The organism is Aeromonas sp. OTU364 (assembly GCF_038440395.1).
In the GTDB taxonomy this organism is placed as follows: Bacteria; Pseudomonadota; Gammaproteobacteria; order Enterobacterales; family Aeromonadaceae; genus Aeromonas.
This window is the reverse complement of the sequence record NZ_JASATR010000008.1, coordinates 40,913-66,190: the sequence shown is the minus strand read 5'-3', so window position 1 is coordinate 66,190 and position 25,278 is coordinate 40,913. Positions and strand designations below refer to the sequence as shown.

General features: G+C 65.1%; 20 protein-coding genes. 9 read left to right on the top strand and 11 right to left on the bottom strand.

Annotated features, from left to right (window positions below; translation table 11 throughout):
* The first annotated feature begins 305 nt into the window (after positions 1-305).
* From AAHB08_RS10290 to malZ, 3 genes are all read left to right on the top strand, one after another.
* A complete protein-coding gene (locus AAHB08_RS10290; protein ID WP_025328730.1) occupies positions 306-725 on the top strand; it encodes an META domain-containing protein in 420 nt (139 codons plus the stop codon).
* Between the two features lie 69 nt (positions 726-794).
* Positions 795-1,643, top strand: a complete 849-nt coding sequence (locus AAHB08_RS10285; protein WP_319917376.1) for an HDOD domain-containing protein — start codon at positions 795-797, stop codon at positions 1,641-1,643.
* 31 nt (positions 1,644-1,674) lie between these two features.
* Complete coding sequence (gene malZ / locus AAHB08_RS10280) at positions 1,675-3,504, top strand: maltodextrin glucosidase (RefSeq protein ID WP_342058865.1); 1,830 nt, start codon at positions 1,675-1,677, stop codon at positions 3,502-3,504.
* Between the two features lie 64 nt (positions 3,505-3,568).
* Here the strand turns inward: malZ and AAHB08_RS10275 are convergent, their stop codons facing one another.
* Together AAHB08_RS10275 and AAHB08_RS10270 are read right to left on the bottom strand one after the other, a co-directional pair.
* Complete coding sequence (locus tag AAHB08_RS10275) at positions 3,569-4,102, bottom strand: ATP--cob(I)alamin adenosyltransferase (protein WP_202047671.1); 534 nt, start codon at positions 4,100-4,102, stop codon at positions 3,569-3,571.
* Positions 4,103-4,187: 85 nt separating this feature from the next.
* Positions 4,188-5,324: a DUF5610 domain-containing protein gene (locus AAHB08_RS10270; protein ID WP_342058910.1), complete on the bottom strand. Its 1,137-nt coding sequence runs from the start codon at positions 5,322-5,324 to the stop codon at positions 4,188-4,190.
* Positions 5,325-5,493: 169 nt separating this feature from the next.
* On the opposite strand from AAHB08_RS10270, the gene trmA reads away from it, so the two are divergent.
* The 4 genes from trmA to AAHB08_RS10250 all read left to right on the top strand — a co-directional run bounded on the left by trmA (position 5,494) and on the right by AAHB08_RS10250 (position 9,575).
* Positions 5,494-6,600 carry a tRNA (uridine(54)-C5)-methyltransferase TrmA gene (gene trmA, locus AAHB08_RS10265; protein ID WP_342058864.1) on the top strand — a complete coding sequence of 369 codons (1,107 nt, stop codon included), beginning with the start codon at positions 5,494-5,496 and terminating at the stop codon, positions 6,598-6,600.
* Positions 6,601-6,943: 343 nt separating this feature from the next.
* A complete protein-coding gene (rstA, locus tag AAHB08_RS10260; RefSeq protein ID WP_342058909.1) occupies positions 6,944-7,651 on the top strand; it encodes a two-component system response regulator RstA in 708 nt (235 codons plus the stop codon).
* 364 nt (positions 7,652-8,015) lie between these two features.
* The gene (gene rstB / locus AAHB08_RS10255) at positions 8,016-9,341 is read left to right on the top strand and encodes a two-component system sensor histidine kinase RstB (RefSeq protein WP_342058863.1); all 1,326 of its coding nucleotides are present in this window, start codon (positions 8,016-8,018) and stop codon (positions 9,339-9,341) included.
* Positions 9,342-9,395: 54 nt separating this feature from the next.
* Positions 9,396-9,575 carry a hypothetical protein gene (locus AAHB08_RS10250; protein ID WP_042649209.1) on the top strand — a complete coding sequence of 60 codons (180 nt, stop codon included), beginning with the start codon at positions 9,396-9,398 and terminating at the stop codon, positions 9,573-9,575.
* 66 nt (positions 9,576-9,641) lie between these two features.
* Here AAHB08_RS10250 and AAHB08_RS10245 read toward each other — a convergent pair whose 3' ends face one another.
* The 3 genes from AAHB08_RS10245 to rpmE all read right to left on the bottom strand — a co-directional run bounded on the left by AAHB08_RS10245 (position 9,642) and on the right by rpmE (position 12,848).
* A complete protein-coding gene (locus tag AAHB08_RS10245; RefSeq protein WP_342058862.1) occupies positions 9,642-10,898 on the bottom strand; it encodes a malic enzyme-like NAD(P)-binding protein in 1,257 nt (418 codons plus the stop codon).
* Between the two features lie 178 nt (positions 10,899-11,076).
* Positions 11,077-12,510 (bottom strand): DUF2867 domain-containing protein, encoded by a 1,434-nt coding sequence (locus tag AAHB08_RS10240; RefSeq protein ID WP_342058861.1) that lies wholly within the window; start codon positions 12,508-12,510, stop codon positions 11,077-11,079.
* Between the two features lie 122 nt (positions 12,511-12,632).
* Positions 12,633-12,848, bottom strand: a complete 216-nt coding sequence (gene rpmE / locus AAHB08_RS10235) for a 50S ribosomal protein L31 (RefSeq protein WP_016352348.1) — start codon at positions 12,846-12,848, stop codon at positions 12,633-12,635.
* 148 nt (positions 12,849-12,996) lie between these two features.
* On the opposite strand from rpmE, the gene priA reads away from it, so the two are divergent.
* Positions 12,997-15,204, top strand: coding sequence for a primosomal protein N' (gene priA, locus AAHB08_RS10230; protein ID WP_342058860.1), 2,208 nt, complete (start codon positions 12,997-12,999; stop codon positions 15,202-15,204).
* A gap of 217 nt (positions 15,205-15,421) precedes the next feature.
* On the opposite strand, the gene ompA is transcribed toward priA, so the two are convergent.
* From ompA to ilvG, 6 genes are all read right to left on the bottom strand, one after another.
* Positions 15,422-16,543: a porin OmpA gene (gene ompA, locus AAHB08_RS10225; RefSeq protein WP_342058859.1), complete on the bottom strand. Its 1,122-nt coding sequence runs from the start codon at positions 16,541-16,543 to the stop codon at positions 15,422-15,424.
* 235 nt (positions 16,544-16,778) lie between these two features.
* Positions 16,779-18,311, bottom strand: coding sequence for a threonine ammonia-lyase, biosynthetic (ilvA, locus tag AAHB08_RS10220; protein WP_342058858.1), 1,533 nt, complete (start codon positions 18,309-18,311; stop codon positions 16,779-16,781).
* Positions 18,312-18,510: 199 nt separating this feature from the next.
* A complete protein-coding gene (ilvD, locus tag AAHB08_RS10215; protein WP_342058857.1) occupies positions 18,511-20,352 on the bottom strand; it encodes a dihydroxy-acid dehydratase in 1,842 nt (613 codons plus the stop codon).
* 146 nt (positions 20,353-20,498) lie between these two features.
* On the bottom strand, positions 20,499-21,443 hold the full coding sequence (locus AAHB08_RS10210) for a branched-chain amino acid transaminase (protein WP_342058856.1): 945 nt from the start codon (positions 21,441-21,443) through the stop codon (positions 20,499-20,501).
* 12 nt (positions 21,444-21,455) lie between these two features.
* The gene (gene ilvM, locus AAHB08_RS10205) at positions 21,456-21,719 is read right to left on the bottom strand and encodes an acetolactate synthase 2 small subunit (protein ID WP_139438078.1); all 264 of its coding nucleotides are present in this window, start codon (positions 21,717-21,719) and stop codon (positions 21,456-21,458) included.
* Complete coding sequence (gene ilvG / locus AAHB08_RS10200) at positions 21,716-23,362, bottom strand: acetolactate synthase 2 catalytic subunit (protein ID WP_342058855.1); 1,647 nt, start codon at positions 23,360-23,362, stop codon at positions 21,716-21,718. Before ilvG ends, ilvM begins: the two co-directional genes overlap by 4 nt.
* A gap of 384 nt (positions 23,363-23,746) precedes the next feature.
* Between ilvG and AAHB08_RS10195 the strand changes: the two genes are divergently transcribed.
* Positions 23,747-25,264 (top strand): YifB family Mg chelatase-like AAA ATPase, encoded by a 1,518-nt coding sequence (locus AAHB08_RS10195; RefSeq protein ID WP_342058854.1) that lies wholly within the window; start codon positions 23,747-23,749, stop codon positions 25,262-25,264.
* The last annotated feature ends 14 nt before the right edge of the window (positions 25,265-25,278 follow it).

Genomic DNA, 25,278 nt, shown 5'->3' with positions numbered 1-25,278 from the left:
AAAGGCTGCCCACAGCATCCCCTCTGGAAGGAGGGGGTGACTTCGGCTCCGTCGTCTCGGGGCTCGTCCGTCATGCCGAGCGGTTGTTCGCCGATGCATAAGCCGTTTCACCGATAGACAAGCAAAAGGGGTCAGATGGTGACCCCTTTTGCGTGCAATCCGACTCGCCCGGGGCGGGTGTTGCCATTTGCCGACACCCCCTCTTCCCCCGGGGCGACAGAAGCGGTCGGGCACCTCCCCCCTCGCCCTGCCGCCCAGGCCCGGGGACGGGTATGCTTGTCATACCCACCACCGGAGCCCCTTCAATGCCCAGATTTCTGCTACTGCTGCTCGCCCTGCTCCTGCTCAGTGCCTGCAGCAGTACTCCCCGCTTCGCCTCGCAAGATCTGCAGCACCACCACTGGGTGCTCGACAAGCTGGATGGCCAGGCCATCCCCAGCTCCCGCGTCAATCCCCCCGACATCGAGATAGGGGAGCACTTCACCGTCAACGGCATCGCCGGGTGCAACCGCTACTTCGGCCAGGGCCATCTCGAGGATGACAGGCTCTGGGTCACCAGCCTCGGCAGCACGGCCATGGCCTGCCCGCCCAGGCTCGATCAGATCGAGCAGGCGGTGCTCGCCACCCTGATGGAGGGCGCGACCCTGAGCGGCACGCCACAGACCCTGATCCTGACCGGAAAACGGCACCGTTTGGAATACAGACTGCGAGACTGGGTGTACTAGGGCTCACAAAACCACTCGCCGACAGGAACAACTGGCCCAGCTGTGGCACAATATGAGGCACTGTTCGCAATGGAGGCTGCCTCAGCCATGTCGATGGATCGCCTGTTTGGCAAGATCAAACAACTCCCCACAATCCCGCAGCTGCTGCACGAGCTGATGCAGAGTTTCAACGATGAGAATGCCCGCATCGACGAGATCGCGGCCAAGATCGCCATGGACCAGGTGATCAGCGTCAAGGTGCTGCGGATGGCCAACTCCGCCGCCCTGCGCCGGGGCAACGAGGTGACCTCCATCGAGCAGGCGGTGATCCGCCTCGGCTTCAACCGCTTGCGCTCCGTGGTGGTCGCCTCCGGCATCATCAGCAGCTTCAAGGCCCCCCCTGGCTTTGACAAGCACCGCTTCTGGACACAGACCTTCCAGGTCGCCACCATAGCCCGCACCCTGGCCCAGCAGACCAGGGCGGTGGATCCGGAGAGCGCCTTCACCTGCGCCCTCATTCACAACATCGGCGAGCTGCTGATCCAGAGCACCTTGCCGGAGGAGGCCGGGCTCATCAACCTGGCCATCGAGAAGGGGAGCAGCCGGGTCGAGGCCCAGCGGGAGATGCTGGGGTACGACTATGCCCAGCTCGGCGCCGAGCTGGCGAAACGCTGGAATCTGTCGGCCTCCTTCGTCGATGCCATCGCCCAGCAGCTGGATCCCCTCTCCCACGAGCCCGTCAGCAAGGAGGCGGTGCTGATCCGGCTCTCCGTCTTCGTCTCCTTCGCCTGGCACGCCGGAGTACCGGCCCAGACCATCATAGCGCGCTTCCCCAAGCCGCTGGCCGACCAGCTCGGGCTGGATCCCGCCACCCTGGCGGATCAGCTGGAGCAACTCCACGAGCAGGGCAATGCCCTCGCCGACCTCCTGACCCAGTAGCCTCTGGCCACCCTCTGATGCAGTAGATACCATGACCCATCCCTTCCTGTTTCATCCCCAGGTGGCACCCTGGTTCAAAGAGAGTGCCGATACCCTGTTGCTCACCCTGTTCAGCGAGCTGGACGCCCCCATCCGCGAGGTGTGGCTGCGTCACGAGCCGGACAACGAGGAGTACCTGGTGGCCATGCGCCCGGTCTCGACCCGGGACAGGCTGCAGGTCTGGCAGGTCGAGCTGCCGCTGGCCAGGGGGCAGGAGATCCACCTCTACTGCTTCAAGTGCCTCACCGACCAGGAGCAGTGGTGGCTGCACGGGGCGGGCGTCAGCGCCGCCATGCCGCCGCGGGAGCAGCATTTCCGCTTCAACAGCCATCACCAGCCGCCGGCCTGGGTACAGGATCAGGTGTTCTACCAGATCTTCCCCGACCGCTTCTGCAATGGCGATCCGTCCCTCAGCGTCAAGCATCACGAGTACGAGTACCGCGGCAAGGCGGTCATCAGCAAGGCCTGGGGGGAACCGGTCAGTCGCCACGAGGAGGGCCACGGCGCCTGCGAGTTCTATGGCGGGGATCTGGCGGGGATAGACGCCAAGCTGCACTACCTGCAATCCCTCGGGGTGACGGCGCTCTACCTCAACCCCATCTTCGATTCGCCGAGCAACCACAAGTACGACACCCAGGACTACTTCAAGGTGGATGCCCACCTCGGCACCAATGCCCAGTTTGCCGAGCTGACCCGCAACCTGCATCAGCGCGGCATGAAGATCATCCTGGACGCCGTGGTCAACCACACCTCCACCGACCACCCCTGGTTCTGCCCGCCGCTGGGGGCCCAGAGCAACCCGGACTCCCCCTGGCGCAGCTTCTACACCTTCGATCAGGAAGGGGATTATGTCAGCTGGAAGGGCATTCGCAGCCTGCCCAAGCTGGACTTCTCCAGCGAGCAGGTGCAAGACGCCGTGTATCGGGCAGACAACGCCATTCTGCGCTACTGGATGCGGGCCCCCTACCAGATCGATGGCTGGCGCTTCGACGTCATCCACATGCTGGGGGAACGGGGCTCGGCCATGGGCAACAGCGGCCATGTGCGCGCCATTCGCGGCGCCGTGAAGCAGGAGAACCCGGACGCCTACGTGCTCGGCGAACACTTCTTCGAGGCGAGCCAGTGGCTGCAGGGGGATCAGGAGGACGGCGCCATGAACTACTACGGCTTCGCCCACCCCATACGCGCCTTCCTGGCGGGACAGGACATCGCCTATCACCCCATCCGGATCAGCGCCGAGGAGCTGGACAGGTGGCTCAAGCTGGCCCGGGCCCATATCCCCTTCAAGAACCAGCTGGCCCAGTTCAACCTGCTGGACAGCCACGACACAGCCCGCTTCCTGCACCTGCTGGGGGAGGACAAGCAGCGGATGCGGCTCGCCGCCACCCTGCTCATCACCTATATCGGCGTGCCCTCCATCTACTACGGCGACGAGGTGGGGCTCTCCGGCGGCAACGATCCGGACTGCCGTCGCTGCTTCCCCTGGGACACCACAGACTGGGATCATGTGCTGCACGATCACTACCGCCGCCTGATCCAGCTGCGCCGCCAGCGTCCGGCCCTGCGCCGGGGGGACATCCAGACCCTCTACGCCGGCCCTCACAGCTATGTGTTCGCCCGCACCCTGCAAAGCGATCAGGTGGTGGTGGCCTGCAACCGCCACCCCACGGAGCCGCGCACCATCAGCCTGCCCCTGTGGCAGACCGCCAGCCCCGCCAGCCGCTTCACCGACGCCTTCAACGGCGACAAGTTCGAGGTGGTGCAAGGGGAGGTACAGCTCACCATACCGGCCAACTCGGCCAGGGTGCTGCTGTCGAGCTGACAACAAAAACCGGAGCCCAAGGCTCCGGTTTTTCTTCATGTTGCTTCGGCAAACCCCGGCAACTTCAGTAGTTGATGCTGACGTAGGGGACTTCCGGCACCTCCCAGGCCTGCTTGAGGTAGACGGTCAGCACGAAGAAGAAGTTGGCCAGCAGGTTGGCGAAGCGATAGAGGATGGGGTCGAAGCGCACGCCGCTCTCTTCGAGGCGCACCAGCAGGCGCACCACCTTCTTGCTGCCGCAGCGGCACAGGTGCAGGGTGGGAATGGGCTGGGGCCCCTGGGGCAGCACGAAACCGGTCACCCGGCCGCGGCTCGCCTCGTTGTAGTGATCGTAACGCCCCTTCAGCCAGTCCAGATCCTCCTCGAAGATCCCGAGCCTGCCGCGCACCGAGCCGTTGAGGTTGTAGATGAGTCGCTGCAGCGCCGCGAGATCCGCCAGCACGGGCCGGGTATCCTCATCCGGCACCAGATGAGAGAGCACGGCCCCCACCTGGCAGCAGAGCTCGTCGGTGGCGATCTCGTAGTCGCACTGGAACTGGGTCTCGAAGATGAAGGGGTAGCAGAGCTCGCGCTTGTCTCTTGGCTTCTTGGGGTTCATGGCATCGTCTGGCTGGAGAAAAGGGCAGTTTGCCAGCCCGGGCCCGGGCTGGCAAACGCCGCATCAGAGAGGTGACGAACCGGGATCAGGTGGTCGCCATCTGCTGGCCGAGCAGCCTCATGGCCTCCAGCATCCGCTGGTTGAAGCCCATGAAACCGGCGCCCTGGGCCCCCTCGCTCTGGCCTCGCGCCGCCAGCACCGCAGGGGCCAAGGCCTGCTGCTGGGCAGGGGGCAACAGGGCATCGGCCTGCTGCTGCAGCTGGCTCAGCTTCGGCAGGTAGTCCGCCAGGGGCTTGAGCCCCTCCTGCAGCGAATGGGCCCCCTGATAGGTCTGGCTCAAACGGGCCGACTGCTTGAGCTTGAGGGAGTAGGCGGCCAGCTGGCTGTCGTCCAGTTGCAGCCCATCCAGCCTGTCGGCCAGGGTCTTGCCCTCCCCGCTGCCGAAGAACTGGCCGGCCAGCTCGTCCAGCCCCTTGACCAGCTTGCCGATGGCCTCCATCTCGCCACTGTCGAGATCCCCCTCCAGGGAGAAGTCGAAGCTCTGGCTCGACTTGAGGCTGAACTGGCTGCCGCTCCCGTCGTTACGGGACTTGAACTGCCAGCTGTCGCTGAACCTCAGCATCACCTTGTCCCCGTCCCGGGTCTCGATCTCGAGGAAGGCCTGCTGCCGGCTGGCCATCTTGGCCGCCCCGAGATCCGTGGTCGAGACCTCGCCGAAGAACTCTTGTTCGAAGGACTCCAGCCCCTCCTGGATCAGCTTGTAGCTCTGATCCATGCCGGTCTTGATGTCCTCGTTGTCCGCCCAGTCCCCGAGCTGCTTTCTGGCGTCGCCAAAGCCCATCTCCACGCCCTTGCGGGCCTGCTCCATCATCTTGGCCAGATCCTCATCCGACTTGCCGTCGGCACGGGCCGCCCCCAGCCGCCCGGTGACGAACTGCAGCACGTTGTCCGCCACCGTCTCGTAATCGAACAGGGTCTCCGGGGTGATCGCCTCTGGCGGATCCAGCTTGAACTCCTGACTCCTGGGGGCCTGATAGTGCTGGCCGTTGATCTCCAGCGCGAATTGCAGCGCCTGCTGGATCAGCACCTGGGCCCACTTCGGGGGCTTGTTCAGGGAGACCTCATCCCCCTTGTCCGCCGTTTTCGACTCTGCCTGTTGAGGCGATTTGGGAGCAATGCCCACTCCCTTGGGTTGGGCTGCGCCCATGCCATCGATCTGCATCATCACTCTCCCGCCATACTGGTGGATCGGTTATCGGCCCGACTGACCACTTCTTGACCACAAAAAACTTGGACAATCCGCGACGGCCTTTTAAAATCCCCACCCTTTGGTTGGCTGCGGCCTTCCCCCGGTTTCTGCCCGGCCCTGCCGGTGTGCATCTGAGGTATCTATGACCCAATCCCAGCGGACCCCCGCCGACTACCAGGCCCAGCTCGACGAGAAGCGCGATCGCCTCACCGAGCTGTTCGCCGACTTCAATCCGCCCGCGCTTGAGGTCCATGCCTCCCCCGCCGAGCACTACCGGATGCGCGCCGAGTTCCGCATCTGGCACGAGGGGGATGACCTCTTCCACTGCATGTATGCCCAGGCCACCAAGGAGATCATCCGGGTCGACAGCTTCCCCACCGCCAGCCTGCTCATCAACCGGCTGATGCCGGTGCTGCTGGCAGGACTGCGCCCGCACCCTGTGCTGCGCCGCAAGCTGTTCCAGATAGACTACCTCTCCACCCAGTCCGGCCAGCTCTGCGTCAGCCTGCTCTACCATCGCAAGCTGGAGGCGGAGTGGCAGCAGGCCGCAGCGGCACTGCAAGCCGATCTGCGGGCCCAGGGGTTCGATCTGCAACTGATTGGCCGCGCCCACAAGCAGAAGATCTGCCTGGGGGAGGAGTTCGTCATCGAGCGGCTCAAGGTGCAGGGGCGCGAGCTGGTCTACAAGCAGGTGGAGAACAGCTTCACCCAGCCCAACGCCGCCATCAACGAGCAGATGCTGGGCTGGGCGCTGGATGTGACCCGCGGCAGCGAGGGTGACCTGCTGGAGCTCTACTGCGGCAACGGCAACTTCTCCATCGCCCTGGCCCAGAACTTCCGCAAGGTGCTGGCCACCGAGATCGCCAAGCCGAGCGTGGACTCCGCCCAGTACAACATCGCCGCCAACGGCGTCGACAACCTGATCATACTGCGCATGTCGGCGGAGGAGTTCACCATGGCGATGCGCGGCGAGCGGGAGTTCAACCGCCTCAAGGGGGTCGATCTGGGCGCCTACCAGTGCAACACCATCTTCGTCGACCCGCCCCGGGCCGGTCTCGACGACGCCACAGTCCGGCTGGTGCAGGAGTACGACAACATCCTCTACATCTCCTGCAACCCCGAGACCCTGCAGGCCAACATGGCGGTCCTCGGCGAGACCCACGAGATCGCACGCTTCGCCCTGTTCGACCAGTTCCCATGGACCCACCATATGGAAGCCGGGGTCTATCTCAAGCGCAAAGCGAGCTGATGCCGCCGGGGAGACCGCTTCGCCCTGTACGAGCCACTTCCCCCTGGACCCACCATATGGAAGCCGGGGTCTATCTCAAACGCAAAGCGAGCTGATGCCGCCGGGGAGACCGCTTCGCCCTGTCCGAGCCACTTCCCCCTGGACCCACCATATGGAAGCCGGGGTCTACCTGAAGCGCAAGGCGGGCTGATGCCGCAGGGGAGACACCGATCCCCGCTCGACAGGCAGAATCACAACAGGGCCCGCGGGCCCTGTTGTGATTAGTTATCCCGATGCAGAGCGCTGGCGCAGCCGTTATGCTGGCGACACGCGCATTCGCGCCATCGCCGGGGGCCACGCCATCATGCCACGCGTTCTGTTTGTTGAAGATGATCCCGACATAGGCCAGCTCATCAGCAGCTGGCTCGGCCGCCACGACATCGAAGTGCTGCTGGAAACCCGGGGGGATCTGGCACTCGCCAGGGTGGAGGCCGAACAGCCCGATCTGGTGCTGCTCGACATCATGCTGCCCGGGCAGGACGGCCTCTCCCTGTGCCGGGATCTGCGCCCGCGCTTTGCCGGCCCCATCGTCATGCTCACCTCGCTGGACAGCGACATGAACCAGATCCTCAGCCTGGAGCTGGGTGCCAACGACTACATCCTCAAGACCACGCCGCCCCCGGTGCTGCTGGCCCGGCTGCGGGTCCAGTTCCGCCAGCAGGGGCAGGCGCCGCAACCGGCCGCCCTCAGCGTGCCCCCCCAGCGCCTGCAATTCGGCCGCCTGCGGATCGACGGCCCGGGCCGGGACGTGCGCCTCGACGGCAACAGCGTCCCCCTCTCCACCGCCGATTTCGACCTCCTGTGGGAGCTGGCCTGCCACGCCGGCCAGATCCTGGGGCGGGAGGCGCTGTTTCGCAGCCTGCGGGGCCGCGACTACGACGGCCAGGACCGCAGCATGGATGTGGCCATCTCCCGCCTGCGCCGCCGGCTGGGGGATGACAGCAACAACCCGACCCGGATCAAGACGGTGCGCCAGAAGGGTTATCTGCTGGTGCCCCAGGCCTGGGAATGAGCTGGTGCCTCACACCCCTGCACACCAGAAGCCCGGGGATGACGGCAACAATCCGACCCGGAGCAAGACGGTGCGCCAGAAGGATTATCTTCTGGTCTGCTGGTACCCCAGGCTTGGGAATGAGCTGGTGCCTCACACCCCTGCACACCAGAAGCCCGGGGATGACGGCAACAACCCGACCCGGATCAAGACGTTGCGCCAGAAGGATTATCTTCTGGTCTGCTGGTGCCCCAGGCTTGGGAATGAGTTGTTACCGAATGACCTTGATGCTCTTCGCTCCCTTCTCCCCTTGCGGGAGAAGGGTTGGGGATGAGGGGACAACAAAACAACGCCAAGACGCAATCCAGGCAAGAGGAGAGCCTCCATGCGACGCCTGTTTATCCAGTTCTACCTGCTGCTGATCGGCTGCTTCGGCCTCGCCATCCTGCTCATCGGCCTGGTCTATCAGGTCAGTGCCGAACGGGCGGGAGACCGCTATCTGGAGCACATGATGCAGGGCTCCCTGGGGCTGCTCACCGGCGAGCTGGCCCGGCTGCCCCCCGCGCGCTGGCCCGCCCGCATGGGGGAGCAGAGCCACCAGCTCAACCTGCCGCTGCAACTCGGCGCCCTCGCCAACCAGCCCCTGGCCAGGGAGGATCAGGCCTTCCTCGAGGCGGGCAACATCGTCATCGTCGAGGAGGATGACACCTTCCAGCAGCGCATCCCGGGCACCGATCAGGTGCTGATCGTCGGCCCTGTCCCCTATCTCTCCTACCTGCACGAGCTGCACTGGGTGGACGTGGGCCTGCTGTTGCTCATCGGCCTCTCCCTCGGCCTGCCCATTCTGCTCTGGCTGCGCCCCCACTGGCACGGCCTGCAACGGCTGGAGCAGACGGCCCGCCGGGTCGGTGACGGGGATCTCTCCTGCCGCACCGGCCTGCCCCCCGGCAGCAGCCTGGGCCGGGTCGGTCGCACCTTCGATCAGATGGCCGAGCAGTTGCAGGCCATGCTGGCCAGCCGCAAGCAGCTGACCGACGCCATCGCCCACGAGCTGCGCACCCCCCTGGTGCGGCTGCGCTACCGGCTCGCCATGCTGGCCGAGCCTCCCTCGCCCGAGGAGCAGCAGGGGCTGGAGCGGGATCTCGGCGCCCTGGACGCCCTCATCGAGGAGATGCTCACCTACGCCAGGCTGGATCGCCCAGAGCTGCCGCTGCAGTGCAGCGATCTCGAGCTGGGCAGTTGGGCCGGGGAGCGACTCCCGGACTGGCAGGCGCTGCGCCCGGACAGACGACTCGCCCTCCAGCTGCCCGCCCATCCCCTGCCCTGGCGCGGCGACATCCGCCTGCTGGACAGGGCGCTGGAGAATCTCATCGGCAACGCCCTGCGCCACGCCACCAGCCGGGTGAGCCTCGCCATGAGTCGGCAGCAGGATCACTATCTGCTGGAGGTGGCCGACGACGGCCCCGGCATAGATCCGGCGCTGGCGCCCCAGATCTTCGAGCCCTTCGTGCGGCTGGATCAGAGCCGGGACAGGCGCACCGGCGGCACCGGCTTGGGTCTCGCCATAGTGCGCAGCATAGCGCGTCACCACGGCGGCGAGGTGCAGTTGCTGCCCGCCGAGACGGGAGCCCGCTTCTGCCTCAGGCTGCCCGTACATTTGGATACAAACCGTCACCAGTCCCTCACTGAAGTGCAGGCCCTGCAGCCCTAGGATGACGTCATGGAGAGCCGCTCCATGTCATCAAACCGAACGAGGAACTGGAATATGAAAAAGCTGATCCCCCTGAGCCTGGCTGCTGTCTTCGCCCTGACCTCCGGCTTCACCATGGCTGCCACCCCGACCAAGGCTGCCGCGCCCCACGCGACCCAGACCAAGGTGGTGAAAAAGCATCACAAGGCGACCCATGCCGCACCGGCCGTGAAAGTGGCCCCCAAGACCAAGTAACAGGCGCACAAGCTCCCAATGAAAAGGGGCCCCATCATGGGGCCCCTTTTGTCGTGCTCAGGCGGCTCAATCTTGCATGTAATTTGCCGGCAGCGCTACGCGTGCCACGCCGGAGGCCACCGCCGCCAGCGCCACGGCGCGAGCCACGCGGGGCAGCAGACGGGCATCCATCGGCTTGGGAATGACGTACTCCTTGCCGAAGGTGAGCGCACTCACCCCGGCGGCGGTCAGCACCTCGGCCGGGACCGGCTCCTTGACCAGGCCGCGAATGGCCTCCACCGCCGCGACCTTCATGGCATCGTTGATGCGGCTGGCGCGCGCGTCCAGGGCACCGCGGAAGATGAAGGGGAAGCAGATGACGTTGTTGATCTGGTTCGGGTAGTCGGAACGACCCGTGCCCATGATGAGATCGCTGCGCACCGAGTGCGCCAGGGCCGGCTTGATCTCGGGATCCGGGTTGGAGCAGGCGAAGATCACCGGATTGGGGGCCATCAGGGCCACCGCCTCGGCAGGCAGCACGTCCGGGCCCGAGACGCCGACAAACACGTCCGCCCCGTCGATCACCTCCATCAGGGTGCGCAGGGGGGTGTCGTTGGCGAAGCGCTGCTTGTACTGGTTGAGATCGGTGCGACCGCTGTGGATCACCCCCTGACGGTCCAGCATGAAGATGTTCTGTGGCGCGGCGCCGCACTTGATCAGCAGGTCCATGCAGGCGGTGGCGGCGGCACCGGCGCCCATGCAGACGATGCGGCTCTGTTCGATGCGCTTGCCCTGCACTTCCAGCGCGTTGAGCAGACCGGCGGCGGTGACGATGGCGGTGCCGTGCTGATCATCGTGGAACACCGGGATGTCGCAGCGCTCGATCAGCGCCTGCTCTATCTCGAAGCACTCGGGAGCCTTGATGTCTTCCAGGTTGATGCCACCGAAGGTGTCGGCGATGGCGGCGACAGTGTCGATGAACTGCTGGCTGGTCTCGTGCTTCACCTCGATGTCGATGGCGTCGATGCCGGCAAAGCGCTTGAACAGCAGGGCCTTCCCCTCCATCACCGGCTTGGAGGCCAGCGGCCCCAGATTGCCCAGCCCCAGGATGGCGGTGCCATTGGAGATGACGGCCACCAGGTTGCCCTTGCCGGTGTAACGGTAGGCATCGGCCGGGTTGGCGGCGATCTCGCGCACCGGCTCGGCGACACCCGGACTGTAGGCCAGGGCCAGATCTCGGGCGGTCTCTGCGGGTTTGGTGAGGGCGATGGCTATCTTGCCGGGAATGGGCTGGGCGTGGTAATCGAGCGCTTGTTGACGAAGATCGTGACGCAGATCGGACATGGGGGACCCCGATACGGAAGTGAGTGAGTGGTGCATTGGCTCGCCTGTGGCGAGGGCTCGGGATCATAAAGAAAACCACCGGGCTTTCACAGCAGAAAATATCGCCAAATCCCACTGATAGCCGACTCAGCAGCATCTCCCGCCACGCAAAGATACCCATTTAGTTATAGATCCGCTTTCAGTCCATCACGGGAATACCGGCCCTCGCCTCCGCCTGGCGGGCGATGGCCTCCGTCATCCCCTGGAAGATGAAGAGGTGGAAGGGCAGCATGGCGAGCCAGTAGGCCAGCCCCCAGGCTCCCTGGGGGTGCCAGTGGGCGGTCACCCGCAGCCGGGTCAGGCCGGACTCCTGGGGCTGGATGTTGAACTCCAGCCGCCCGACGCCGGGGGCCTTCATGTTGAACAGCAGATCCAGCCTGCGCCCCTCGTCCACCCCGAGGATCTGCCAGGAGTCCAGCATGTCCCCCTTCACGAAGCGATCCGGATTGGTGCGGCCCCGGGTGAGGGCCGGCCCCCCTATCAGGTGATCCATCCATTCGCGCACCACCCACAGCTCATTCATGTAGAAGTAGCGCTGCTCGCCCCCCAGCTGCTGCAGCACCTGCCACACCACCTCGGGGGAGGCGAGGCACTCGGCCTCCCCGCTGGCGGTGCGGTCGTAGAAGCCGTACTCGGGATGGCGCCAGCGCAGGCCGAGCGGCGTCTCCTCCCCCTGCTGCTCGGCGCCGAGTGTCTGCTCCAGCGCCAGGCTCTCCGTCAGCGCCTCGTCGAAGCTGAGCAGGTGCTGGGGCAGCAGGGCGCGCAAGGGGCCATCGTCGGCCGGGATGTCGTGCTTGAGGCCGCCCACCAGCGCCTTGGCGATGGGTTGGGGCACAGAGGTGGCAAACTGCAGCCACCAGGCGGAGAGCCGGGGGCTCAGGAAGGGGATGGGGATGATGGGGCAACGCTTGCCGATGTGGGCGGCGAACTTCTGCAACTGCTGCTGGTAGCTGAGCAGCTCGGGGCCCGCCGCGTTGAAGATGCGGCCATCCACCCCTGGCGCCTCCACCAGGCCGCCCAGATAGTGCAGCAGGTTGGAGAGCGCAATCGGCGGCGTGCGGGAGCGCACCCACTTGGGCGTCACCATCATGGGCAGGTTGAACACCAGATCCCGCATCACCTCGAAGGCGGCCGAGCCCGGCCCTATGATGATGCCGGCCCGCAGCTCCACCGTGGGCACGCCCGCGTCCCGAAACAGCTCGCCGCAGTGGCGACGGGAGTTGAGGTGGCGACTGTTGCAGGGGATCGGCTGTATGGCCCCCAGATAGATGATGCGGCGCACCCCGGCGGCGCGGGCGGCGGCGGCGAAGTTCTTCACCCCCTGCTGCTCCAGCCGGTGAAAACCGGCGCCTGCCCCCATGGCATGCACCAGATAGAAGACGGTATCCACCCCGGCCAGGGCCGGCAGCAGGGTGATGGGCTTGAGGCTGTCGGCGAGACGAAACTCCACCCCCTCCGGCAGGCGGCAGGGACGGCGCGCACCGGCGATCACCCTGTAACCCAGCCCTTGCAGATGAGGCACCAGGTAGGAACCTATGTAACCCGCCGCACCCATCACCAGACAGTTTCGCATTCCGACACTCCTCATCCCCCATGGACTCGCACCACCATAGGGCAAAGCGCCGCATTACAGAACGCCCACAAGCAAAAAAGGCGCCCGATGGGCGCCTTTTTCAGAATTCTTCAGAAGCAAGATTACTTCTTGGTGGTCATCGCACCGAAACGCTTGTTGAACTTGTCTACGCGGCCGCCGCTAGAAACTTCTTTCTGCTTGCCGGTATAGAACGGGTGGCACTCGGAGCACACGTCCAGGTTCAGATCTTTACCCAGGGTAGAGAAAGTGTTGATGACGTTACCGCAAGAGCACTTGGCGGTGATGGCTACGTAGTCAGGATGGATACCAGCTTTCATGGACAACCTCAATTGATAGGCCGTGTCGCCATCCGATCTCTTGTCGGACACCACACGATTGTTGAACACAGTTTCAAAGGTTGCGAATAATATAGGAAATGCCTGAGTTCAGGCAAGTGGCTTCGCAGAAAAAATAGGCAACCTTTTGGTGGATTCATCGCAAACGCTTGATCTGGTTCGTGTCGCTGTCCCGGTGCCCTTGCGCCGTCACTTCGACTATCTTTCTCCCCTGCCTTTACCTGCCCCCGGCTGCCGGGTCGAGATCCCGTTCGGCCCCCAGACCCTGGTCGGTCTGGTGGTGGATCACCCGACCGAGAGTCAGGTGCCCCGCGCCAAATTGAAGCCCTTGAAGCGGGTTCTCGACACGGCTCCCGTGCTCGGGCCCGACATACTGGCGCTGATGGCCTGGAGCGCCAGCTACTACCAGCATCCGCTGGGGGAAGTGCTGCCTCACGCCCTGCCGGTGCTGGTGCGCAAGGGGGAGCCCGCCGCCTATCGGGAGCTGGAGTTCTGGTTTGCCACCGAGGCAGGCATGGCGCTCGACCTCAACGAGCTCAAGCGGGCGGCCAAGCAGCAACAGGCCCTCGCCCTGTTGCGCAAGGGGCCGCAGACGCCGTCGGCACTCAAGCAGGAGGAGATCCAAAGTGCGGCCCTCACCGCGCTGGAGAAGAAAGGACTGCTGGAGAAGCGCAGCCTGGAGCCGAGCCACGACGGCGACTGGGCCACCCATTTTGACGCGGGGGAAGGGCTGCGCCTCAACGGCGAGCAGGCCCTGGCGGTGGCCGCCGTCACCAGCCAGAGCGACAAGTTCGGCGCCTTCCTGCTGGACGGCATCACGGGCTCCGGCAAGACCGAGGTTTACCTGAGCATCCTCGAGCCCCTGCTCAAGGCGGGCAAGCAGGCCCTGGTGATGGTGCCGGAAATAGGCCTCACCCCCCAGACCATCAACCGCTTCCGCCGTCGCTTCAAGGTGCCCGTGGTGGCAATGAACTCCGCCATGAACGACAGAGAGCGGCTCGATGCCTGGCTCGCCTGCCGGGACGGTGGCGCCGCCATCCTGATCGGCACCCGCTCCGCCGTGTTCACCCCGTTCAAGAACCTCGGCATCATCATCATCGACGAGGAGCACGACGGCTCCTTCAAGCAGCAGGACGGTTTTCGCTACCACGCGCGGGATCTCGCGGTGATGCGGGCCCATCGCGCCGGCATCCCCATCCTGCTCGGCTCCGCCACCCCGTCGCTGGAGACGTTGCACAACGCCCGCAGCGGCAAGTATCACCACCTCAGCCTGACGCGGCGCGCCGGTAACGCCCAGACCGCCCGCCAGGTGATCCTGGACATCAAGAGCGTGCGGCTGCAGGCCGGGCTCTCCCCCCAGCTGGAGCAGCTGATGGCAGAGCATCTGGTGGCGGGCAACCAGGTGATGCTGTTTCTCAACCGGCGCGGCTATGCCCCTGCCCTCATCTGCCACCAGTGCGGCTGGAGCGCCGCCTGCGAGCGGTGCGATGCCTGGTACACCTGGCATCAGGCCGGGCGACGGTTGCACTGCCACCACTGTGACAGCGTGCGCCCCCTGCCCCACCACTGCCCCGAGTGCGGCAGCCACGAGCTGATCGGCTCGGGAGTGGGCACCGAGCAGCTGGAACAGCTGCTCACCACGGTTTTCCCCCAATACCCTGTGGTGCGTATCGATCGGGACAACACCCGCCGCAAGGGGGAGCTGGAGACTCATCTCGGCGACATCAAGGCGGGCAAGTACAAGATCCTGATCGGCACCCAGATGCTGGCCAAGGGCCACCACTTCCCGGATGTGACCCTGGTCGGCCTGCTGGATGTGGATGGCGCCCTGTTCAGTGCCGATTTTCGCGCCGCCGAGAAGCTGGCCCAGCTCTACACCCAGGTGGCGGGCCGGGCCGGTCGCGCCAGCAAGCCGGGGCTGGTGGTGCTGCAGAGCCACCACCCCGAGCATGCCCTGCTGCAGGATCTGACCCAGAACGGTTACGGCCACTTCGCCGACACCGCGCTCAAGGAGCGCCGCCTGCTGGGACTGCCGCCCTTCAGCTATCAGGGACTGTTCCGGGCCGAGGCCAACGGCCGGGACGAGGTGCAGCTGTTCCTCTCCCGTCTCGCCGATACCCTGCGCAGCGCCCGCTACCCCCAGGTGCAGGTGCTCGGGCCCATCAGCGGCTTCATGGAGCGCAAGGCGGGCAAGTTTCGCATGCAGTTGCTGGTGCAGGGGCCGAACCGGGCGCCGTTGGCCCAGCTGCTGGATTGGGCGGTGAAGGAGCTGGACGCCTGGCCGGAGACCAAGAAGGTGCGCTGGAGCCTGGACATAGACCCCACGGAGTTGAATTAAACCACCGCCATCGCGCGCCGCTAGTGGTGTTTCCCTTATCGTGTGTCTGACTACGCCGCTTAGCGGTGAAATACGGGCCTGGCGATAGTGCGCACCCGCCGTGGCGTGTTTGCTCCCTTCTCCCCTCGCGGGAGAAGGGTTGGGGATGAGGGGGGAGCCAGAACACAACGAGGGGGCCAAGGCCCCCTCGTTGTTTTTACCGCATGGCTGCTCCGGCTTACTCGGCGACCTGCGAGACCCCGGTCAGGCGCACCTCGACCCGGCGATCCGGGGCCAGACAGGCGATCATCTGCGCCTTGGCACCATCCGGGCAGCTGCCCCCCGTCACCGGTGACGACTCGCCCTGCCCCTCGGCCCGCACCTTGTCGGCAAACAGCCCCTTGGCAATCAGGTAGTCGGCCACAGTGCGGGCACGCTGCTCGGACAGGGACTGGTTGTACGCATCGGAGCCGATGCGGTCGGTGTGGCCGATCACCGTCGCCACCCCATCCTTCGGATTGGCCGCCAGGATCTGGGCAAACAGGTTATCCAGTGCCTGGCTGGCCTCGGGCTTCAGGGTCGCCTTGTTGAATTCAAACAAGACGTCCGAGTCCAGGCTGAACTGCTTCTCCACCAGCACGGGAGCCGGCTCAGGCACGGGAGCCGGCGTCGGCGCCACCGGCTCGTCACCGATCTGACCGAAGCGATAGAGCATGCCCACCGACAGCAGGCCGTTGTCCAGCTCTATGCCGGATTCATCCAGCGAGTCCTTGCCGAGCGGCGTGGTGTACTGGTATTCGAGGCGGGCGGCCCAATCCTTGTCGATGGCGTATTCGAGGCCCAATGCCCCCACAAAGGCGGCACCGTGATACTTGCCCCCGCCCGATGCCGAGAGGTTGTTGGTGCCATCGTTGGCCCAGGCACTGATGGAGCTGTCGGTCCAGGCGTAGGCGCCCCCGAGGCGGCCGTAGATATCCAGGGCCTCGGTCGCCGGGAAGCCGATCTTCATGGTGGCCTGGATCATCTGGGCCTTGGCCTCCCCATCCAGTCCTGCCTCCACCCCGTTGCCGCTGAAGCGCTGATCGACCTGATACTTGCCGAGCCAGTCATAGCCGAGCTCGACGGCCACGTTCCGGTTTACCTGATAGCCGGCGAAGGCCCCCAGGCCGAGGTCGCTGTGATCCTGGCCGGGATCAAAGGCATCGAACAGCTCCTTGACCTGATCGTCGTAATCCACCCCGTAAAAATTGGACCAGCCGGCCTTGCCGCCGACATACCAGGTGTTGTCCTGGGCGGCAGCCTGCACCGTCCCCGTTGCCATCAGAGCGCCGACGAAGACGGCGAGCATAGATCTGTTCATGGATGAGCCCCTGCAATGAATTGTTATGACGCGACTGCGCCTCTCTTCCCTGACGGGGCCCTGAACCCAAGCCCCGCACTCAGATTATCCCATCTGCAACCAGCCTCAAACGACCAGGGACTCAGGAGTGTGATATTGGCGACATTATCGGTAGATGCGCCCCCTGGAGCGCTCATAAAAAAACGAAGAGCCAGGCTCTTCGTTTGCATCTCAAGGCGGGATGGTCAAGCCGCCGTCACTGACTGCCCTGGCTCGCCAGGAACAGGCGGTAGGCGGGATCCTCGCTCACCTCCTTCCAGCCGTAGCCAATCTCGTGCAGGTAGTCGTGGAAGGCGGCCACGTCCTCGTCCGGCAGCTCGAAGGCGCACAGCACCCGGCCATAGTCGGCGCCGTGGTTGCGGTAGTGGAACAGGCTGATGTTCCAGCGGCAACCCAGGGTCTCGAGGAAGCGCATCAGGGCGCCCGGCTGCTCCGGGAACTTGAAGCTGTAGAGACGCTCACCGAGGGGCCGGGCCGGGCGGCCGCCAATCATGTAGCGCACGTGGTTCTTGGCCAGCTCGCTCTCGGTCATGTTGACCACGGGGTAGCCGTTTTCCTCCAGTTGCTGCTGGATCTGGCCGAGCTCCTCGTCACCCCCGGTGAGGCGCACCGAGACGAACAGGGAGGCCTGGGCCGCATCCGCGTAGCGGTAGTTGAACTCGGTCACCATGCGGGGCCCAAGCTGACGACAGAAGTCGAGGAAGGCCCCCTTGCGCTCGGGGATGGTCACCGCCAGCATGCCCTCGCGCTTCTCGCCTATCTCGCAGCGCTCCGACACGTAGCGCAGGCTGTGGAAGTTGACGTTGGCGCCGGACAATATGGCCGCCATCCGGCCGCCCTTGACCTGTTCCCGCTCGCTGTAGGCCTTGAGACCGGCCAGGGACAGGGCACCGGAGGGCTCGGCGATGGCGCGGCAGTCATCGAAGATGTCTTTCAGCGCCGCGCAGATCTGGTCGTTGGAGACGGTCACCACCTCGTCCAGATACTGGTTGCACAGGCGGAAGGTCTCCTCGCCGATGCGCTTGACCGCCACCCCGTCCGCAAACAGGGAGACCCGCTCCAGGTTGACCGGCTCGCCGGCCTCCATGGCGGCCTTGAGGCAGGCGGAGCCCTCGGCTTCCACCCCGATCACCTTGACGTCCGGCAGCAGCTGCTTGATGTAGACAGCCACCCCGGCGGCCAGGCCGCCCCCCCCCACAGGCACGAACACGTGGGTGAGGTGGGTGTCCTGCTCCAGCAGCTCCTTGCCTATGGTGCCCTGGCCCGCGATCACCTCGACGTCGTCGAACGGCGGTATCAGGGTGTAGCCCTCCAGTTCGGCGAGGCGGCGGCTCTCGCCGTAGGCCTCGTCGAAGCTGTTGCCAAACAGCAGCACGTTGCCGCCCAGGCGGCGCACCGCATCTATCTTGATGTCCGGCGTGGTCCTGGGCATCACTATGATGGCCTTGATGCCGAGCTTGGCCGCCGACAGCGCGACACCCTGGGCATGGTTGCCGGCCGAGGCCGTCACCACGCCATGGGACTTCTGCTCGGCGCTCAGGGTGGCGATCTTGTGATAGGCACCCCGCAGCTTGAAGGAGTGCACCGGCTGCAGGTCTTCCCGCTTGAGCGCCACCTGGTTGCCGAGTCGCTCGGAGAGTTTTTTCAGGGTCTGCAAGGGTGTCACCCGCGCCGCCTCATAGACGGGGGAGAGCAACACCTTGCGTAGATAATCAGCCGCAGAGACCATGTCTTACTCCTCCAGCTTGCTAAGGTCGCGTACCGCGCCCTTGTCGGCACAGGAGGAGGCGAGTAGCTCTTTGCATAGATGATTTGTCATTCCTTTCATCATCACTCCCCCAGCTTGCTAAGGTCGCGCACCGCGCCCTTGTCGGCACAGGAGGAGGCGAGCAGTACTTTGCATACATGATTTGTCATTCCTTTCATCATCACTCCTCCAACTTGCTAAGGTCGCGCACCGCGCCCTTGTCGGCGCTGGTGGCGAGCATGGCGTAGGCACGCAGGGCGTAGGAGACCTGGCGCTGACGGTTCAGCGGCTTCCAGCCACGGGCCGAGGCTGCCACGCGGCGAGTGGCCAGCACGCTGTCAGCCACCTCCAGCACCATGCTGCGGGCCGGGATGTCGATATTGATGATGTCCCCATCCTCCACCAGCCCTATGGTGCCGCCGGAGGCCGCCTCGGGAGAGACGTGACCGATGGAGAGGCCAGAGGTGCCGCCGGAGAAGCGCCCGTCTGTGATCAGGGCGCAGGCCTTGCCGAGGCCCATGGATTTCAGATAGGTGGTGGGATAGAGCATCTCCTGCATGCCGGGGCCCCCTTTCGGGCCTTCGTAGCGGATCACCACCACCTCGCCTGCCTGCACAGTGCCGTCCAGGATGCCGGCGACCGCCGTGTCCTGGCTCTCGAACACCCGGGCCGGGCCACGGAAGCAGAGGTTCTCGTCATCCACCCCGGCGGTCTTGACGATGGCACCATCGAGGGCCAGGTTGCCGGAGAGCACCGCCAGTCCCCCTTCCAGGCTGTAGGCGTTGTCCAGAGAGCGGATGCAGCCTTCTGCCCGGTCCAGATCCAGTTCTGGCCAGCGGCAATCCTGGCTGAATGCCTTGGTGGTGCGAATACCGGCCGGACCGGCGCGGTAGAAGTCGTGTACCGCCTTGTCGTCGCAGCGGCTGACGTCGTACTGCTCCAGCAGCTCGTGCAAGCTGGTGCCGAGCACGTTGCGGGTATCCCCGTGCACCAGACCGGCCTTCTCCAGCTGGCCCAGGATGGCGACCACGCCGCCAGCGCGGTGCACGTCTTCCATATGGTACTTCTGGGTGGACGGGGCCACCTTGCACAGCTGGGGCACCTTGCGGGACATGCGGTCGATGTCGGCCATGGTGAAGTCCACCCCGGCCTCCTGGGCCGCCGCCAGCAGGTGCAGCACCGTATTGGTGGAGCCACCCATGGCGATGTCCAGGGCCATGGCGTTCTCGAACGCCGCCTTGGTGGCGATGTTGCGCGGCAGGGCGCTCTCGTCATCCTGCTGGTAGTAGCGATTGGCCAGAGCGACGATGCGCTGGCCCGCCAGCTTGAACAGCTGCTCCCGATCGGCATGGGTCGCCAGCAGGGAGCCGTTGCCCGGCTGGGAGAGACCCAGCGCCTCGGTCAGGCAGTTCATGGAGTTGGCGGTGAACATGCCGGAGCAGGAGCCGCAGGTGGGGCAGGCGCTGCGCTCGATCTGATCGCTCTGGGCATCGGACACCTTGGGGTCGGCACCCTGGATCATGGCGTCCACCAGATCCAGCTTGATGATCTGATCGGAGAGCTTGGTCTTGCCCGCTTCCATGGGGCCACCGGAGACGAAGATCACCGGTATGTTGATGCGCAGGGCGGCCATCAGCATCCCCGGGGTGATCTTGTCGCAGTTGGAGATGCAGACCATGGCGTCGGCGCAGTGGGCGTTGACCATGTACTCCACCGAGTCGGCGATCAGCTCCCGGGACGGCAGGGAATAGAGCATGCCGCCGTGGCCCATGGCGATGCCGTCATCCACGGCGATTGTGTTGAACTCCTTGGCGACGCCGCCGGCGGCCTCGATCTCCCGGGCCACCAGCTGGCCCAGATCCTTGAGGTGAACGTGACCGGGCACGAACTGGGTGAAGGAGTTGACCACGGCAATGATGGGCTTGCCGAAATCCTGATCTGTCATGCCGGTGGCACGCCAGAGGGCGCGGGCCCCGGCCATGTTACGTCCGTGGGTGGTGGTGGCGGATCTCAACTTCGGCATTGTCTCTACTCCCTGAATGCCCCTGGGGCGCATTGTCTTTCAACATGAATGTGTGATTCGCGGATCGGGAATCGATCCTGGTGAAGGCACCACGGGGAGCCTTCACCGGAAGCGACTCGGGGAGGCGTGACGCCTCCCCTCTCTCATCAGTCGTTGACCGGCGTCAGCCAGCCCCACTTGTCCTCGGTCTTGCCGTTGAACAGGCCGAAGAAGGCGTTCTGCAACTGCTCGGTCACGGGGCCACGGCTGCCAGCGCCCACCTGCATCCGATCGACGGAGCGCACCGGGGTCACCTCGGCCGCCGTGCCGGTCATGAAGATCTCGTCCGCCACGTAGAGCGCTTCGCGCGGCAGTGCCTGCTCGCGCACCTCATACCCCAAGTCACGAGCGAGCGTCATGATGGTGTCGCGGGTGATGCCGGGCAGGATGGCGGCGGTGGCGGGCGGGGTGAACAGCACACCGTTCTTCACCAGGAAGAGGTTCTCCCCCGCCCCTTCGCTCAGGTAGCCGTTCACGTCCAGCGCCAGCCCCTCGGCGAAGCCGTTGCGCTTGGCCTCGCGGCTGATCAGCTGGGACGACAGGTAGTTGCCCCCGGCCTTGGCACCTGTGGGTATGGTGTTCGGCGCAAGCCGGCTCCAGGAGGTGACGCACACATCCACCCCGTTCTTCAGCCCCTCCTCCCCCAGATAGGCGCCCCAGGGCAGGGCCGCGACCATGAGATCTGCCTTGGCATCCAGCGGCGGGTGCAGCCCCAGCCCCACGTTGCCGACAAAGGCCAGCGGGCGCAGGTAGCCGCTCTTGAGGCCGTTCTCGCGCACCACGGTGCGGCAGGCATCATTCACCTCGGCCTCGCTGTAGGGCAGGTCCATCCAGTAGATCCTGGCGGAGTCGAACAGGCGACGGGTGTGCTCCTGCAGGCGGAAGATACAGGTCCCCCTGGGGGTGTCGTAGGCGCGCACTCCCTCGAACACCGAGGAGCCGTAGTGCAGGGCGTGGCTCATGACGTGCACCTGGGCATCCTGCCAGGGCACCAGCTTGCCGTTGAACCAGATGTATTGGGGGTGAGTGGCGGATTGGGAAGGCTGTGACATTGGCTTGGCTCCTTAAGCGCTGATCCGGGGTTGCTGTTCCAGTGCATCGACCCGGGAGACATCCACCAGCTTGACCAGCTGGCTCCACAACTGCTGGATGGGACGCTCCGACTCGACAGTAACCGTGATCCGCAGCTGTTGGCAATCCTGCTCCATGTTCAGAGCGCAGAGAGCGAAGCCACGGTGACGCACCACCCGCAGCACCCGCTCCATCACTTCGGGTCTGGGCTGGGCGTGGATATGCAGGGTGTGTTGGTGAAAGCTGTGCTGCTTCATGGGCGTTGCTCCATCATCTTGTGGTTGGCGACTCCCGGCGGAACCAGGGGCCAGACGTTTTCTTCCTCTGAAATGGCCACATGCAGCAGGTAGGCGCTCTCGCTCGCCAGCAGGCGGTCGAGTGCGCCGGCTATCTGCTCCTTGCATGTGATGGTCTCGCCCGGGATGCCGAACGCGGCGGCCAGGGCGATGAAATCCGGGTTGTCGGAGAGGATGGTCTCGCTGTAGCGGCCGTCGAAGAACAGCTCCTGCCACTGGCGCACCATGCCGAGACGTTGATTGTCGATCAGCACCATCTTCACCTTGAGCTGGGCGCGGCGTATGGTGCCGAGCTCCTGCACGTTCATCATGAAGGAGCCGTCACCGCTCACCAGCACCACCTCGTCATCGGGGCGCGACATCTTGGCGCCGATGGCGGCGGGCAGACCGAAGCCCATGGTGCCGAGGCCGGCGCTGGAGAGGTGATTGCGCGGGCTGGTGAAGCGCATGTGCTGAGCCACCCACATCTGGTGCTGACCCACGTCGCAGGCCACCACGCTGGTGTCCGGCAGCCGTGCCGAGAGCTGCTTGAGCAGGGCCGGGGCATAGATAGGCTGGCCGGGGTGGTCGTAGCGGAAGGCATATTCGCGAGCCATGGCGGCGCAGTGCTCACGCCAGGGATCGATCGCCAGCGCCATGGCCAGGGCGGGCAACACCCGCTTGAGATCCGTGGTGATGCCCACGTCGGCGGCGCGGCGCTTGCCGAACTCGGCGGCATCCACGTCCAGGTGGATCACCCTTGCCTCGGGAGCGAACTCCTCCAGCTTGCCGGTCACCCGATCATCGAAACGGGCGCCCACCACCACCAGCAGATCGCACTGCTGCACCGCATAGTTGGCGGCCTTGGTGCCGTGCATGCCGAGCATGCCGAGGTAGACGGGGCTGTCAGGGTCGAGGGCACCTATCCCCTTGAGGGTGGTGACCGCCGGCATGCCGGTGGCGGCGGCAAAGTCCCGCAACTGCTGCTCCGCATTGGCCATGCCCACCCCACCGCCGACGTAGAGCACCGGGCGCTCGGCGGCGGCCAGCAGGGTGCGGGCCAGGGTCAGCTCGGCTGGATTGAGGGGCTCGGGCTCCTCCACCGCAAACAGCGGGCTCTGGGTCGGCACGGCGGCCAGCTGCACATCCTTGGGAAAGTCGATCAGCACAGGACCCGGACGCCCCTCGGTGGCGATGGCGAAGGCTTCTGCCAGCACCCGCCCCAGATCGGCGGCATCGGTCACCATGAAGGAGTGCTTGGTGCAGGAGAGGGACATGCCGAGCACGTCGACCTCCTGAAACGCATCCGTGCCCACGGCGGCGCAGGGCACCTGACCGCTGATGGCGACCAGGGGCACGGAATCGAGCAGCGCCTCGGCCAGGCCGGTCACCAGGTTGGTGGCTCCCGGGCCGGAGGTGGCGATGCAGACCCCCACCTGGCCGGAGGCGCGGGCATAACCCACGGCGGCCATGGCGGCACCCTGCTCGTGGCGGCAGAGCTGATGGGCCAGGCCACCGTCATACAGGGCGTCGTAGACCGGCATGATGGCCCCGCCCGGGTAACCAAACACCTGGGTCACACCCTGTTTCTTGAGAGCCTGTACCAAAAACTGCGCGCCGTTCATGTGGAAAATCCTGTCCTTTGGTCGAAAAAAAACCCCCGGGCCGTGAGGCTCGGGGGTCGCTTGTTTCGTTCTGTCCGGTGGTGGGTCTATCCCTTGTTCCGTGCAGCTAAACGAGCCCCGAGCGGTGAGATAATAATCACCACTAGGACCACAATAATGCTGACGAAACGGGAGGCCATGTTCATAGTTACAACCGGAAATCCTGTGAGATGGGGGCGGTTTGCACCGCGAATGGCTATTAGAACTAGCACGGTGATTTTTATTGGGCAAGCATTTTTTACCTGACAAGACTCTGATTTTGACTGATCTGCAAGCTGCTCTCTGGAACAAAAAACTAATAAAAAACGGTTAACCAGCACATACATCAAACCAAGGACGGGATTTATGTCATTAGCTGTGGTTTATAGCCGTGCCAGCCTGGGGATCGCGGCGCCGCAAGTCACGGTGGAAGTCCATTTATCCAACGGACTGCCCGCCTTCAACATGGTGGGCCTGCCGGAAACCTCGGTGAAGGAGTCGCGGGATCGGGTGCGCAGCGCTCTGCTCAACGGCAACTTCGAGTTCCCCTCCAAACACATCACGGTCAACCTGGCCCCCGCCGATCTGCCCAAGGAGGGAGGCCGTTTCGATCTGGCCATCGCCATCGGCATTCTCGCCGCTTCCAAGCAGATACCTGCAAAATACCTGCTCGATCACGAGTTTTTAGGGGAGCTGGCCCTGACCGGCGAGATCCGGCCCGTGCTCGGGGTGCTGCCCGCTGTGCTTGCCTGCCGCGACGCGGGGCGCACCCTGCTGGTGCCGCGGGAGAACGGCCCCGAGGCCTCCCTCATCCAGGATGCCGAGGTGCGCACCGCCCACCAGCTGCTGGCCGTCACCGCCTGGCTGGCGGGTCAGTACGAGCTGCCCCTGCCCGACCCCCAGACCACGGACGTCCTGCCCGACGTGCCGGATCTGCAGGATGTGATCGGCCAGTCCCAGGCCAAGCGGGCGCTGGAAATCGCCGCCGCCGGCAGCCACAACCTGCTGTTCATCGGCCCGCCCGGCACCGGCAAGAGCATGCTGGCGAGCCGATTGCCCGGCATACTGCCGCCGCTGAGCGAGCAGGAGGCGCAGCAGACCGCCGCCATCCACTCCATCGGCGGCCTCACCCCCCGCGCTGGTCACTGGCATCACAGGCCCTATCGCACGCCGCACCACAGCGCCTCGGCGGTGGCCCTGGTGGGGGGCGGCAGCCACCCGAGGCCAGGGGAAATCTCCCTGGCCCACAACGGGGTGCTGTTTCTCGACGAGTTGCCTGAGTTCGAACGCAAGGTGCTAGACTCCCTGCGAGAGCCGCTGGAGACGGGCCACATCACCATCAGCCGCGCCGCCCGCCAGGTGGACTTCCCCGCCCGTTTCCAGCTGGTGGGCGCCATGAATCCCAGCCCCTGCGGCCACTACGGGGACGGCCAGACCCGCTCCAGCCCGGATCAGATACTGCGCTACCTCGGCAAGCTCTCGGGCCCCTTCCTCGATCGGTTCGATCTGACGGTGGAGGTGCCGCTGCTGCCCAAGGGGAGCCTGACCGGCAAGGCGGAGCGGGGGGAGTCTAGCCGGCAGATCCGCGATCGGGTACTGGCAGCGCGAGAGCGCATGCAAAGCCGCAACGGCAAACTCAACAACCTGCTTGATAGTCGTGAGATAGAGGATATTTGCCGATTATCGCCGCAAGACGCCGAATTTCTGGAGAACGCCATCCAGAAGCTGGGGCTCAGCATCCGCGCCTGGCACCGCATACTGCGGGTGTCGCGCACCATAGCGGATCTGGCGGGGTGCCCCGCCATCGAGAAGGAGCATCTCATCGAGGCGCTCGGTTACAGGGCCATGGACAGGCTGCTGTCACGGCTGCGCAGCGGCCAGTGATCGCGACATGATGG

Bases quoted from the DNA above. Each gene is read 5' to 3' on its own strand.
- AAHB08_RS10270 (WP_342058910.1), bottom strand. From the start codon at position 5,324: ATGCAGATCGATGGCATGGGCGCAGCCCAACCCAAGGGAGTGGGCATT.
- AAHB08_RS10210 (WP_342058856.1), bottom strand. From the start codon at position 21,443: ATGTCACAGCCTTCCCAATCCGCCACTCACCCCCAATACATCTGGTTC.
- ilvG (WP_342058855.1), bottom strand. From the start codon at position 23,362: ATGAACGGCGCGCAGTTTTTGGTACAGGCTCTCAAGAAACAGGGTGTG.
- AAHB08_RS10290 (WP_025328730.1), top strand. From the start codon at position 306: ATGCCCAGATTTCTGCTACTGCTGCTCGCCCTGCTCCTGCTCAGTGCC.
- rstA (WP_342058909.1), top strand. From the start codon at position 6,944: ATGCCACGCGTTCTGTTTGTTGAAGATGATCCCGACATAGGCCAGCTC.
- ompA (WP_342058859.1), bottom strand. From the start codon at position 16,543: ATGAACAGATCTATGCTCGCCGTCTTCGTCGGCGCTCTGATGGCAACG.
- rstB (WP_342058863.1), top strand. From the start codon at position 8,016: ATGCGACGCCTGTTTATCCAGTTCTACCTGCTGCTGATCGGCTGCTTC.
- rpmE (WP_016352348.1), bottom strand. From the start codon at position 12,848: ATGAAAGCTGGTATCCATCCTGACTACGTAGCCATCACCGCCAAGTGC.
- AAHB08_RS10250 (WP_042649209.1), top strand. From the start codon at position 9,396: ATGAAAAAGCTGATCCCCCTGAGCCTGGCTGCTGTCTTCGCCCTGACC.
- ilvM (WP_139438078.1), bottom strand. From the start codon at position 21,719: ATGAAGCAGCACAGCTTTCACCAACACACCCTGCATATCCACGCCCAG.
- trmA (WP_342058864.1), top strand. From the start codon at position 5,494: ATGACCCAATCCCAGCGGACCCCCGCCGACTACCAGGCCCAGCTCGAC.
- AAHB08_RS10195 (WP_342058854.1), top strand. From the start codon at position 23,747: ATGTCATTAGCTGTGGTTTATAGCCGTGCCAGCCTGGGGATCGCGGCG.
- AAHB08_RS10245 (WP_342058862.1), bottom strand. From the start codon at position 10,898: ATGTCCGATCTGCGTCACGATCTTCGTCAACAAGCGCTCGATTACCAC.
- AAHB08_RS10275 (WP_202047671.1), bottom strand. From the start codon at position 4,102: ATGAACCCCAAGAAGCCAAGAGACAAGCGCGAGCTCTGCTACCCCTTC.
- ilvD (WP_342058857.1), bottom strand. From the start codon at position 20,352: ATGCCGAAGTTGAGATCCGCCACCACCACCCACGGACGTAACATGGCC.
- AAHB08_RS10240 (WP_342058861.1), bottom strand. From the start codon at position 12,510: ATGCGAAACTGTCTGGTGATGGGTGCGGCGGGTTACATAGGTTCCTAC.
- malZ (WP_342058865.1), top strand. From the start codon at position 1,675: ATGACCCATCCCTTCCTGTTTCATCCCCAGGTGGCACCCTGGTTCAAA.
- AAHB08_RS10285 (WP_319917376.1), top strand. From the start codon at position 795: ATGGAGGCTGCCTCAGCCATGTCGATGGATCGCCTGTTTGGCAAGATC.
- ilvA (WP_342058858.1), bottom strand. From the start codon at position 18,311: ATGGTCTCTGCGGCTGATTATCTACGCAAGGTGTTGCTCTCCCCCGTC.